The following is a 13419-nucleotide window of genomic DNA, read 5'->3' on the forward strand; positions in this document are numbered from 1 at the left end:
GCGGGTGGGTTGTTGGCGCGTGGGTATGTGGGTCGTCCGGGGTTGACGGCGTCCCGTTTTGTGGCTGACCCGTTTGATCCGTCGGGTGGGCGGATGTATCGCACGGGTGATGTGGTGCGGTGGGATGCGCAGGGGCGGATCGAGTATCTGGGGCGCTGTGATGACCAGGTCAAGTTGCGGGGGTATCGCATTGAGCTGGGTGAGGTCGAGAGTGCGTTGACGGCTGTTGCCGGTGTCGGCTCGGCCCGTGTGCTGATCCGCGAGGACCGACCGGGAGACAAACGCCTGGTCGCGTACCTGGTGGTCGACGCCGGGCAGCAGGTGGACGCCATCGAACTGCGCCGGAGCCTTGCGACGGCATTGCCGGAGTACATGGTTCCGGCTGCGTTCGTCGTCCTCGACGCGTTGCCGCTGCTGCCCAACGGCAAGGTCGACCGCCGCGCCCTGCCCGCCCCCGAACCGGACACACACCGGATCGGCGGGCCGGCACCGCGCACCGACGAGGAACGGCTCCTGTGCGGGGTGGTCGCCGAGACACTCGGCCTCCCGGAAGTCGGTGTCGACGAGGACTTCTTCGCCCTCGGCGGCGACAGCATCCTGTCGATCCAGGTCGTCAGCAGGGCCCGTAACGCGGGACTGGTCATCACGCCGCGCGACGTCTTCGTCCACCGCACCGTGGCGGCGATCGCGTCGGTCGCCGTGCCACTGGGCGCGGAGCCGGAGACCGCGGCCACCCCGGGCATCGGCGAGGTGCCGCTCACGCCCATCGCCGCGTGGTTCCTCGACCGGCCCGGGACGCTCGACGGCTACAACCAGTCGAGCGTGCTGAGCTCACCGGCCGGAGCAACCGAGAGCGACATCGCCGCGGCCCTCCAACTACTCCTGGACCACCACGACATGCTGCGGCTCCGGGTGAGTGCAACGCCCGGGGGGCGGCCCGGTCTCGAAGTCCTGCCGCAGGGCGCGGTGAGCGCCCGCGCGCGACTGACGCGGGTCGACATCGCCGGGCTCGACGGCGCCCGGACCGATGCGATGGTCGCCGAGGCCGCGGAGGCCGCCCGCCTGCGGCTGCGGCCCGGCGCAGGCGGCGTGCTGGAGGCCGTCTGGTACGACGCGGGGCCCGACCGGCCCGGCCGGCTGCTGCTCGTCGTCCATCACCTCGCGGTGGACGCGGTCTCGTGGCGCACCCTCACCGCCGACCTGGCCACCGCCTGGCAGACGGTCACCGCCGGCACGGCGGACGACCCCTCGCCCCTGCCGCCGGTGCATACCTCCTACCGCAGATGGGCGGAGCTGCTGGTGGCCGATGCGCGGAGCGCCGAGCGTGCCGCGGAACTGCCGCTCTGGCAGGAGATCCTGCGCACCGAGGACCCTCAGTGGGGATACCGACCGCTCGACCCGGACCGGGACACCGCCGACGGCGTACGGACGCTGACGGTCACCCTGCCCGCACAGTGGACACACCCCCTGCTGACCACCGCGCCGGCCGCGTTCCACGCGGGGATCAACGACGTGCTGCTCACCGGCCTGGCCCTGGCGATCGCCGGGCGGCGTGCCGAGCGCGGGGGCACGGGCGGGTCCGCCGTCCTGCTCGACCTGGAGGGGCACGGACGTGAGCAGATCGCCGAGAACATCGACCTGTCCCGTACGGTCGGCTGGTTCACCAGCATGTACCCGGTGCGGCTCGATCCGGGTCCGGTGAGCCGGTACGAGGCGCGGGCGTTCGACGCCTCGCTCATCGACCGCGCGCTCAAACGGATCAAGGAACAGCTGCGGGCCGTCCCGGACCACGGCATCGGCTACGGCCTGCTGCGCCATCTCAACCCGCGCACCCGCGACGTGCTCAGGGACGCCGTGACGCCGCAGATCGGCTTCAACTACCTGGGCCGCTATGCCGGTTCATCGGCAGCGGGCGACGCCGGGGACTGGCAGCTGCTCTTCGACGGGGGAGGGCCACGCAGCCAGGACCCGGGCATGCCGGTCCATCACGTGCTGGACATCAACGCCTACACCAAGGACCTGCCGGAGGGGCCGCAGCTGGTCGCCGGCTGGACCTGGCCGACGGATTTGCTCAAGGAGGAGGACGTCGAGGAACTCGCCGAAGGCTGGCTGCGGGCGCTGCGTGCCGTCGCGGAACACGCCCAGGCGCCCGACGCCGGCGGCTATACGCCCTCCGACCTTCCGTTGGTCTCGCTCAACCAGGCTCAGATCGATCGCCTACAGAACAAGTTGCAGAACAAGTGGGGTGGACGCAAGTGACCGGGTTCCAGCTACAGGACGTCCTGCCGTTGACACCGTTGCAGGCAGGCATGCTGTTCCATGCCGTCTACGACTCCGAGGCGGTGGACGTCTACACCGCGCAGTTCGTCTTCGACATCGAGGGACCGGTCGACGCGGCGGTGCTGTACGCGGCCGTCAAGGGACTGCTGCGCAGGCACGCGAACCTTCGGGTGGGGTTCCTCTACGAAGACCTCGACGAGCCCGTCCAGGCCGTTGCCGTGGAAGTCCCGCCGGTCTTCGAGGAACTCGACTTCGGCACGGGCGACGACGCCGGGCGCGCCGAGCGGCTCGCCGCGTTCCTGACCGCCGACCGCACGCGGCGATTCGACCTCTCCGAACCGCCCCTGATGCGGTTCACCCTGATCCGGATGGGACACCACCGGTACCACCTGGTGATGACGAACCATCACCTCCTCCTCGACGGCTGGTCGATGCCGCTGCTGGTAAGGGAACTGTTCGAGCTCTATGCACGCGGCGGGGACGGCAGCGCGATGCCGCGCGTCGCCCCCTACCGGGACTACCTCGCCTGGCTGGCCGCCCAGGACCGTACGGCGGCGGCCGACGCCTGGCGCACGGCGCTCGCCGGAGTGGCGCAGCCGACCCTGCTGGCCGGCGAGAATCCGGCCCCTGCGTCGTCGGGCGAGCTGCCCGAGCAGCTGGTGCTGAATCTGGGCGCGGCCACCACCACTCGCCTGCGGGAGGCGGCCCGCCGGCACCGCTTGACGCTCAACACGGTGGTGCAGGGCGCCTGGGGCGTCCTGCTGCACCAACTGACCGGGCAGGACGACGTGTTGTTCGGCACCACCGTCTCGGGCCGACCGCCGCACATCCCCGGTGTCGAGACCATGGTCGGTCTGTTCATCAACACGATCCCGGTCCGCGTCGGCATACACCCCGACGACACCCTCGCAACGCTCCTGCACCGGATGCAGGACGAGCAGGGCCGGCTCCTGGACTGCCAGTACCTCGGGCTGACCGAGATCCGCGCCCTGACCGGCCTGGACGACCTCTTCGACACGCTCGCCGTGTTCGAGAACTACCCCATGGACGCGGCAGCGCTGCGGCAGGCCCAGGAGGGCCTCCCGGGCCTTCGGGTCACCGGCTTCCGGGGCACCGACGCGGCGCACTATCCGCTCACCCTCACGATCGCGCCGGGCGATGATCTGCGGATCACCTTCGGCCATCGCACGGACGCCTTCGCATCCGGGACCGTACGGCTGATGGCCGAGCGGCTGCGGCGGCTGCTGGAGGCCTGCGCCGAGGACCTGGAGCAGCGTGTCGCCGGCCTCTCGGTGCTGCTCGACGGAGAGCACGCACGGTTGCTCGACCAGGGGAGGGGCGCTCCGCTGCCGGCCGGTGTGCCGCGGGCCGGACTCCCGGAACTGTTCGCCGCCCGCGTGGCGTCGGACCCGGACGCGGTTGCCGTCAGGCGGGGCGAAAGCGCCCTGTCCTACGGTGAGTTGGACCGACTCTCCGGCTCCCTGGCGCGGTGCCTGACGGGCCTGGGCGTAGCTGCCGAGGACGGTGTCGGCGTACTGGTAGGCCGCTCGTCCGCAGTGGTGACGGCCTCGCTGGCCGCAGTCCGCGCCGGCGGCGCGTACGTGCCGCTGGACGCCCGCTGGCCGGCCGGGAGACTGCGCCGGATATCCGCCTCGGCCGGCCTGCGCGCCCTCGTCGTCGCGGCGGACCTCGTCGGCCACCCCTGGGTGGTGGAAGCCCGCGGCTCTCTCCCGGTCGTCGTGGTCGACAGCGACGGCCGCGTCGTCGACGGCGCACCCGTCGAGCCGGGCACGCTTCCCGGCCTCCCCGGTGGCGCGCGGCTGGCGTACGTGATGTTCACCTCCGGCTCCACCGGCGACCCCAAGGCCATCGGTGTCACCCACGCCGACGTGGCGGCGCTCGCCGCCGACGCCATGTGGCGCGGCGCCGCGGATGCGGTCCTCCTGCACTCCGCCTACGTCTTCGACGCCTCGACCTGCGAGATCTGGGTCCCGCTGCTCAACGGCGGAACGGTCGTCGTCGCCCCTGACGGCCCGCTCGAACCGCATCGCCTCGGCCGCATCCTTGCCGCCGAGAAGATCACCGCTCTCTTCCTGACCACCTCCCTGTTCAACATCATCGCCGACACCGATCCGCACCTGTTCGGGACCGTGCGCCTGGTGGCGACCGGCGGCGAGGCAGCGGCAGCGGGCGTCCTGCAACGCGCGGCGACCGCCCGCCCCCGGACGTCGTTCGTCAACGCCTACGGGCCGACGGAGACGACGACGTTCGCGACGCGGTACGAGGTGCCGTCGCAGCCGACCGCGGAGCACCGGGTTCCGCCCATCGGCAAGCCACTGGACGGCATGCGGTGCTACGTCCTCGACGCCCGGCTTCGCCCGGTGCCTGTGGGCGTGACCGGCGAGCTGTACCTCGCCGGACCGGGGGTGGCCCGCGGGTACGTGGGCCGCCCCGCCCTGACGGCTACGCGTTTCGTGGCCGACCCCTTCGACCCTTCCGGTGGGCGGATGTACCGCACCGGCGACCTCGTCCGGTGGGACGCGGACGGCCGGCTCGTCTACCTCTCCCGCGCCGACGACCAGGTCAAACTCCGCGGCCACCGCATCGAACCCGGCGAGATCGAAGCCGCGCTCACCGCCCTGCCGACGGTGACGGCCGCCCGTGTCGTCGTCCGCGAGGACACCCCTGGCGACCGGCGGCTGGTGGCCTATGTCGTGGCGGCCGACGGTACGGCGACATCCGCGGAGGCACTGGCGGAGCAGCTGGGCCGGACGCTGCCCGGGTACCTGGTCCCGTCGGCCTTCGTCGTGCTGGACGCACTGCCGCTGACCCCGAACGGAAAGCTCGACCGGCGGGCACTGCCGGCGCCCAGGCACGCCGCGGACATCGGCGGGCGCGGCCCGCGCACCGTGCAGGAAGAACTGCTCGCAGATCTGTTCGCCGACGTGCTCGGCATCGGCCGCGCCCCCGTCGACGAGAGCTTCTTCGCGCTCGGCGGACACTCCCTGCTGGCCACCCGCCTGGTCAGCCGCATCCGCACCGCACTCGGCGTGGAACTCGAAGTGCGCACGCTCTTCGAGCGCCCCACCGTCGCGCAACTGGCTGCGGCCCTCGACGGTGCGGGCACGGCTCGGGACGCCATCGTGCCCGCGCGGCGCCCGGCGAGACTGCCGCTGTCCTTCGCGCAGCAGCGCCTGTGGTTCCTGGGCAGGCTGGACGGGCCCGGCGCCACGTACAACATCCCGCTGGTGCTGCGGCTCGACGGCCCGCTCGACGTCGCCGCGCTGGGTGCGGCGCTGGGCGACGTCATCGAGCGCCACGAGGCGCTGCGCACCGTCTTCCCCCAGCACGACGGCGAGCCCGAGCAGGTGGTCCTCGACCCGGCCCGGGCGCAGCTCGCCCTGACCCTCGACGACGTCGAGGAGCCCGACCTGCCCGGCCGGATATCCGCCGCGGTGACCGAGCCGATCGATGTGGAAGCCCAACTGCCGCTGCGGGTAAGCCTGCTACGGCTGGGCGCGGAGAGCCATGTAGTGGTACTGGCGTTGCACCACATCGCCGGCGACGGCTGGTCACTGGCGCCGCTGGCCCGGGACCTGGGCGCCGCCTATCGGGCGCGTACCGCGGGCAGGGCTCCTGACTGGTCGCCGTTGCCGGTGCAGTACGCCGACTACACCCTGTGGCAGCGGCGCATGCTGGGCGAGGAGTCCGATGCCGAGAGTCCGATGACCCGGCAACTGGCCTTCTGGCGTCAGGCCCTGGCAGGTGTGCCGGAGGCGCTGGTGCTGCCGTGGGACCGGCCACGGCCCGCCGTGACGGACCACAGGGGTGAGGCACACTTCTTCAGCCTCGACCGGGACACGCACCGGGGGCTCGTCGAGTTGGCGCGGTCTTCGGGCTGCACCCTGTTCATGGTGGTGCAGGCGGCGGTGTCGGTGCTGTTGTCCCGGCACGGTGCCGGCGACGATGTCCCGCTCGGCACCGCGGTGGCCGGCCGGAGCGATGAGGCCCTGGACGACCTGGTCGGGTTCTTCGTCAACACCCTCGTGCTGCGCACGGATCTGTCGGGGGATCCCACCTTCCGTGAACTCCTCGACCGGGTGCGGGAGTTCGACCTGGCGGCGTTCGCGCATCAGGATGTGCCGTTCGAGCGGTTGGTGGAGGCGTTCAACCCGGTGCGGTCGCAGGACCGTCATCCGCTGTTCCAGGTGATGTTGGTGTTGCAGAACCAGGCGGCGGCCGGTGTCGACCTGCCCGGGGTCACGGTGACCGGTCAGCCCGTTCACACGGGTATCAGCAAGTTCGACCTGACGTTCAGCTTCACCGAGACATGGGACGAGGCGGGGGGCGTCGCGGGGATCGAGGGGCACCTTGAGTACTCCACCGAACTGTTCGAGCCCGAGACGGTGCACCGGCTCGCCCACCGGCTCCGCCGCCTGCTGTCCGCGGTCGTGGCCGACGCCGACCTGCCCGTCCGCACCTACGACCTGCTCACCGCCGAGGAGCGCTCGCGGATGCTGGAGGGGTGGGGACGCGGCCCCGTCGCCTACCTGCCGGCTCCGACGGTGCCGGAGCTCTTCGGGGAGTGGGTGACGCGCACCCCCGACGCCCAGGCCGTACGCGACGCGACGGGTGCCTTGACATACGCCCAGCTCAACGCCCGTGCCAACGACCTCGCCCAGTACCTGTCCGGACAGGGCATCGGCCCCGAGGACCTGGTGGCCCTCGCTCTGCCCCGGTCGTCCGACATGATCGTCGCGATACTGGCGGTGTTGAAAACAGGAGCGGCCTACCTGCCGGTCGACCCCGCATACCCGCCCGCCCGGATCTCCTTCATGCTCGACGACGCCGCGCCGGCCTTCCTCGTCACCACCACGGCCCTCCGCGCCGCACTGCCCACCACCGCCCGCTGTCTCGCACTCGACGACACCGCAGCCTGGTCCACCGGCCACACCGCGAACCCGCGCACCGGCCCCCTGTCCGCCCACCCCGCCTACGTCATCTACACCTCTGGCTCCACCGGTCGGCCCAAGGGCGTCGTCGTCACTCACCAGGGCGTCGGCGCGATGGTCCGCACGCAGGCGGAAAGGCTTGACCTCACCTCCTCCAGCCGCGTTCTACAGATGGCATCGGTCAGTTTCGACGCGGCGTTCTGGGACATCTGCATGGGATTGCTGACCGGTGCCTGCCTGGAAGTCGCGGATCCGGCACAGCTGGTGCCCGGGGCCCCGCTCGCCGGCCTGCTCGCGGAACGCGGCATCACCCACCTGACCCTCCCGCCGGCTGCCCTCGCGGTCATGCCGCAGGACGAGGGCGTACCAGGCGGCACCACGCTGGTACTCGCCGGGGAGGCGTGCTCGCCGGCGCTGGTCGCCCGGTGGGCCGGCGGCCGGCGGCTGGTCAATGCCTACGGCCCGACCGAGACCACGGTCTGCGCGACCATGAGCGACTTCCTGGAGCCGCCCGGCCCGGATGCACCGACCCACCGGGTACCGATCGGCGTCCCGGTGCGCAATGCACAGGTGTATGTACTCGACGGGACAATGGCGTTGGTGCCGCCGGGGGTGATCGGAGAACTGTACGTGGCCGGTGACGGGCTGGGCCGCGGCTACCTGCACCGTCCGGGCCTGACCGCCGCCCGGTTCGTCGCCGACCCGTTCAGCCGCACCGGCGGACGCATGTACCGCACGGGCGACCTCGTCCGCTGGAACGACCGCGGCGAGCTCGAATACGTCTCCCGCGCCGACGACCAGGTCAAGCTGCGGGGCTTCCGCATCGAACTCGGCGAGATCGAGGCGGCGTTGGCCGCGGTGCCCGGGATCTCCGCCGCCTGCGCCGTCGTCCGGGAGGACCGGCCCGGTGACAGGCGGCTGGTGGCCTACGTCGTTCCTGCCGGCGGGCAGCGGGAGACGGCGACCGCCCGGATGCGCCAGGCACTCGTCTCACAGTTGCCGGAGTACATGGTGCCGTCCGCGTTCGTCGCGCTCGACGCCCTGCCCCTCACGCCGAACGGCAAGACCGACCGCCGGGCGCTGCCCGCCCCCGACCCGGCCACGGGCACACGCGCCGGACGCGCGCCGGAATCCGAGCAGGAGAAGCTGCTGTGCGAGGCGTTCGCCGACGTCCTCGGCGTCCCTGATGTGGGTCTCGACGACGACTTCTTCGAGGCCGGCGGACACTCCCTGCTCGCGGTCAAGCTGGCCCAGCGCATCGAGGACAGGTTCGGCGTACGGCTGTCGATGCGTGCCCTCTTCGCCGCACCCACCCCGGACGGCGCGCGGCGCCTCCTGGACGAGCCGGCCGGCGGGGCCGGGCACGCGCCGGGCCCCGATCCGCGACAGGACGTGCACCTGGCGCCCGACATCACCCGAACCGCTGGCCCTGCGCCCGGCGAACCCGCAGGCGCACACCGCCCGTTGCTGACCGGGGCCTCCGGCTTCCTCGGAGCGTTCCTCCTGCGCGATCTACTGGAGTCGACGGGCGGTCCGGTGGACTGCCTGGTGCGGGCACGCGACACCGCCGAGGGAGCACGCAGGCTGCGGTCCGCCCTGGAGCGGTACGGGTTGTGGAAGGAGCACTACGGTGACCTGATCCGTCCGCTGCCGGGCGACCTGGGCGCGCCGGGCCTGGGGCTGTCCGACAGGGAGCACAAGGCACTGCGGAAGCGGGTCGGCGCTGTGTTCCACAACGGCGCCAGGGTCAATTTCGCCGCCCCGTACACCGAACTCCGCGCCGCCAACGTAAGGGGCACCGAGGAACTCCTGCGGATCGTGGCCGCATCGGAGTCGACCGGCATGCACTACATCTCGACCACCGGCGTGTACGCACCGCACACGGCCGCCGGCGGGCCACTCACGGAAGCGTCCGCCGTCGGCACCGTGCACGAACTGCCCGACGGCTACTCGCAGAGCAAGTGGGTCGCCGAGGAGATCGTACGCATCGCGCAGAGCCGCCACATCCCGGTCACCGTCTACCGCCCCGCGCGCATCTCGGGCGCCTCGCACACGGGAGCCTGCCAAGACCGCGACCTGCTGTGGCAGTACATCAAGGGATGCCTCCAGGCACGGGCGGTACCCGAGGGAGCCGACGAGTCCACCGACTGGATACCGGTCGACTACGTGAGCGCGGCAGTCGTGGCCCTCGCGGACAACCAGCAGACGGCACGGAACGCGACCACTCCGGAACAACCGACCTTCCATCTCACCCACCCCACGCCGCCCATGCTCTCCCAGGTGTTCCAGGCAGCGGCCACGCTGGGCCACACGGTGCGGCCGGTGCCACTCGACCACTGGCGCAAGCTGGTGGCCGACCAGCCGGACAATGCCGCCCAGCTCTTCCTCGGCGGCTCCAGCCGGCAGGAAACGGCCGACGCAGCCCAGGGCCGGCCCCGCCGCACGCGTCGGACCTTCGACTCCTCCCTCACCCACCGAGCGGCGGCGGCATCAGGAGTCCACCTCCCGCCCATGACCGACGAGACCGTGCGGGCCTACCTGACGTTCTTCGCCGGCACCGGATTCCTCCCCACGCCCACCCCCGACCGTTAACCGGCTCGCACCTCCGCTCCGCACCGGCGACGCACACGTTGGAGACAGGTTCGCGATCTGCCCCTTGACCCGCGCCCCAGCAGGTCAAGGGGCAGACCACGTCCCGGACCGAAGTACAGGTCTGATCACGTCTCGTCGCCGCTGAGCGTCCTCTTTCCGACGCGTCGCCGACTCGGGTACTGACTGACGGAGTATCAGGATCTGGCTCACCACACTCACCTCGCCTCACAGTGATCACCCGGCGCACCCGAACACTGCCGGGCGTGTAGTGCGTGTCCCACGGCGCCGACTACAGCCCCACCACCGCAGTGAACGCCTGGTCAATGACACACGCCTTGAGCTCCCCGCCCCTACACGGCAGATGAATTCGGTTGCGGCGGACCGGTGAGCCGGGTGAGGTATCCGCATGGACGGTGCCACGGAGCAGGCGCAACGGGCGAGGACCGGACGAGACCGAAGGGGCACGACGCAGCCGGCTCCATGGCACAGGTCGGCAGTGCTCCTGGCCCTGATGCTGGCCGCCTTCACCTTCAACACTGCGGAGAGCCTGCCGATCGGCCTCCTGGAGCTCATCTCCGAGAGCCTACGGGTGTCGGTGCCAGCGGTCGGACTCTTGGTTACCGGCTACGGCGTGACGGTGGCCGTCGCGTCTCTGCCACTCGCCCACGTCACGCGGGCCGTACCCCGACGCCATGTGCTCACGGGACTACTGGCCGCGCTGGTCGTGTCCAGCCTGGTCGCAGCGCTGGCCACCTCCTACTGTCTGCTCCTCGTGGCGCGGCTGCTGACCGCGCTGTCCCAGGCACTGTTCTGGGCCGTGATGGGACCAGTGGCCGTGGGCCTGTTCGCGCCCGAGGTCCGTGGGCGTGTGGTCGGGGCGCTGTCCGTCGCCGGTTCGCTCGCCCTCGTGCTCGGAGTTCCCGCCGGAACCTGGCTGGGACAGCAGAGCGGTTGGCCGCTGCCGGTCGCCACGCCGGCGGCTCTGGGTCTCGTCTCTCTGGTGACGATCGCCGTACTGCTGCCGACCTCGCGTCCGGAAGAACAGCACGCCGCCTACGGAACCAGTCCCGACGCCCGCCGGTTCGGGACCGTGCTGGTGGCCGGGACACTGTCCGCTACTGGGGCGTTCGCGGGATACACCTACATCGTGAAGTCGTCTACCTAGGTGCTCTGACCTGGCATGATTCGGTCATTCGGGCCTCTGAACTGCGGGCATGGATCTTTCAGCGTCTTGCAGGCTCATGCCATGTTATTCAGCAGATTCTCCCCACGCGCTCCCCAGCGCCGCCTGAACTCCCCAGATTCTCCCCAGGGAAGGCTCGTACAGCGGGACGAGGGCGCGTTCGAAAACCAGATCATCTGAGGTGCTATTGGCTACGTTGCGTGAGTGCCGTGGGCCGCACAGAGGACCACCAGCAGATTCTTGGTCTGCTGGTGGTACAGCGCTCGTACCGGCCCTGACGTGCCGATATGGCAACCCGCGACCGCCGCCGGTAGGGAGTTGGTCCGTGTACGGCCCGGATCTTGGAATCGGTGACCTGAATGCGGGGCACGGCTGTCACCGCCACCCTCGACACCCACCCGCCTCTTCAGCTAGGCGCGGGACGCGAGGGACCTGGGGCGCAACTGGATGCGTATGGGCAACGGCAACCCGGTCTGATGTTGGGCGTGGCGCCCCTTCGGGTTCCAATGACACCGGGTTGGCGGCGATGTTGTGGGTGTAGCCGGTTGGTCAGCATCTTTGCAGCTCAAAGGTGGTGCAGGGCGGATTGGCGCATGTGTAGCTGTCGCCACCTGTCACCACCTCTGGCGGGGTGCATGCTGACTCAATGCTGACTTTACTGATGGTGCGTCGGAGGCAACTGATGGGCGTCATGTGACGTTCGTGGGGCGGTGTGGATTGGGAGGTGAATGTCCGCGGATGTCGAGCTCCCGTGCAGGTTCGATTTTCAGCAGTCGAGCCGCTGTTAATGTCCTTCTTGTTCGTGATCGTGGTGATGGCCTGCTTGGATACCCCGGTACCCGTAGACCTCGGTGAGGTGCGCGGATGTCGCTTTGTGCGTGGGCGCCTCCGCGGCAAGGGGCCGCACCATTTGGTTTACGCCGGTCAGCTGGTGCTGGGTTTGCGGACGATCTGCGCTTGAAAGCGTCTGCCCGTGTCCGTGGCACGGAGATCTCTGCCGTCCCTACATCGGTGAGTGCGGTCTTGGACCGGCTGCCCTTGTGGGAGCTGCCGCTGCCCCTGCCCACTGGATCGTGCGTTTCATAGCCAAGGTAAATCATTATCTCGCCGTCTAGCGCGGGCTCCAGTATCTTCTTCGTCAGCTGCTGCAGCGCCCCACCCTCGCCGGTCAACTCCTTTGATGTCTTCTCGGTGCTCCACGCTTTCCCGCCATGCTGTATTCCCCTCGCGCTTTCGCGTCCAGGTGGGGCCCCAAGGTCATCTCCTTGCGAACCTCGGCCCCTGCGGGGGCGATCCAGCGCCGAGTGAAACGGTGCGCGGTTCCCGGCATACCGCCCTCTGAAAAGGTCGAGAGGCACACGTCGACGATGACCGAAGCTGAGCTCAAGGCCGCGCACCGAGAGTGTACGGCGCAGATGATCTTGCTGGCCGAGCTGATGGTCGCAGGGCTGCCCGCTGACGTCGACGCGGTACAGGCGCACGTCGAAGTCCAGTACGGGCTGCTCAGCGCCCTGCACGCCGTCTCCGTCGCGGAGTACCGTGCCATCGGGCGCTCCTGCGTGGACAACGAACAATGGCGCACGGCCTACGAGGCGATTGCGCCGAGCCTGGCCGCATACCAGCGGGACGCCATCGAGGCCCATGCCTCGCGTCTGGCTCCTGTCTTGCGTCTGGGCTGAGCCGAGAACGGGGTGCCGCCGTGAGAAAGAACGAACCCACGGCAGGGGCTTGCCGGTTCGCCGACGCAGGAACGATGTTTCGAGGAGGGCCAGCCTTGTCCTGGCCAACTAGCCATGCTTCGAGGCGAGTTCACAGGCCCAGCCGTACGGGCTTGGCCGGGAGACCGAAGGCGATCAGAGCCGGCAACGGGGTTGCGAGGTCGCGCGGCGAGAACAGGTCCGGGCCGTGATAGTCGACAATGTCCGGCAGTTGCCACCAGCGAAGACCGTTGATGTTTTCAGCGGCGAGCTGCACATCCGACGTCGCCCCGCGGGGCTGGAACGATGTGGTGCGGACGAGGAAGTAGCCGTTGACCACGCCGTCATGGCCAGCCGTATGTCCAGGATCGATGACCTTTTGATGCCACACGTGAGGCAGGGTGCCGTCGATTGCGAGTCCCACCTCTTCGTGGAGTTCCCGACGAAGGGCAGCCAGGGGCGTCTCTCCCTGCTCGATACCCCCACCAGGTGCCGCCCAGATGATGACTGGTTCGGCCGGGTGTGGAATGACGAGCCTGCAGAGCAGGATGCGCTCGCCCTCGTCCAGGATGGGCGCGCGGACCGAGTGGCGGAGATGCATCAACGGCGCCTAGTAGATCGTCGCGGCTAATGCTTGGGGTAGAGGTGGCGCAGTTTGTCCATCCCCTCGCAGCGTGGACGGTTTCGTTAAGCGGCTTGGGACTGTTGGTCTCTG

Annotated in this window: 5 protein-coding genes and 1 pseudogene; 4 read left to right on the forward strand and 2 right to left on the reverse strand. The window is 70.1% G+C overall.

From position 1 onward, the window contains the following. The 3 genes and pseudogenes from IEZ17_RS40245 to IEZ17_RS40255 form a co-directional block, all read left to right on the forward strand. The coding region (locus IEZ17_RS40245) for a condensation domain-containing protein (protein WP_189308597.1) at positions 1-2259 on the forward strand (2259 nt) is incomplete at its 5' end. Further along, complete coding sequence (locus tag IEZ17_RS40250) at positions 2256-9824, forward strand: non-ribosomal peptide synthetase (RefSeq protein ID WP_189308598.1); 7569 nt, start codon at positions 2256-2258, stop codon at positions 9822-9824. The genes IEZ17_RS40245 and IEZ17_RS40250, both read left to right, overlap by 4 nt. Before the next feature lie 511 nt (positions 9825-10335). Beyond that, a pseudogene (locus tag IEZ17_RS40255) lies at positions 10336-10974 on the forward strand (MFS transporter); the annotation flags it as partial. A 722-nt stretch (positions 10975-11696) separates the two neighbouring features. Here IEZ17_RS40255 and IEZ17_RS45170 read toward each other — a convergent pair. After that, complete coding sequence (locus tag IEZ17_RS45170) at positions 11697-12305, reverse strand: transposase (RefSeq protein WP_373300078.1); 609 nt, start codon at positions 12303-12305, stop codon at positions 11697-11699. Here IEZ17_RS45170 and IEZ17_RS40265 point away from each other — a divergent pair. After that, positions 12219-12686, forward strand: coding sequence for a TipAS antibiotic-recognition domain-containing protein (locus tag IEZ17_RS40265; RefSeq protein WP_189308600.1), 468 nt, complete (start codon positions 12219-12221; stop codon positions 12684-12686). The genes IEZ17_RS45170 and IEZ17_RS40265 overlap by 87 nt on opposite strands. 130 nt (positions 12687-12816) lie before the next feature. Here the strand turns inward: IEZ17_RS40265 and IEZ17_RS40270 are convergent, their stop codons facing one another. Then, positions 12817-13305, reverse strand: coding sequence for an NUDIX domain-containing protein (locus IEZ17_RS40270; RefSeq protein WP_189308601.1), 489 nt, complete (start codon positions 13303-13305; stop codon positions 12817-12819). Positions 13306-13419 lie beyond the last annotated feature (114 nt).

Origin of the sequence: Streptomyces albospinus (genome assembly GCF_014648695.1) — a bacterium.
Classification (GTDB): domain Bacteria; phylum Actinomycetota; class Actinomycetes; order Streptomycetales; family Streptomycetaceae; genus Streptomyces; species Streptomyces albospinus.

Coding starts and splice junctions, on each gene's coding strand:
- IEZ17_RS40265 (WP_189308600.1), top strand. CDS start 12,219: ATGCTGTATTCCCCTCGCGCTTTCGCGTCCAGGTGGGGCCCCAAGGTC.
- IEZ17_RS40270 (WP_189308601.1), bottom strand. CDS start 13,305: ATGCATCTCCGCCACTCGGTCCGCGCGCCCATCCTGGACGAGGGCGAG.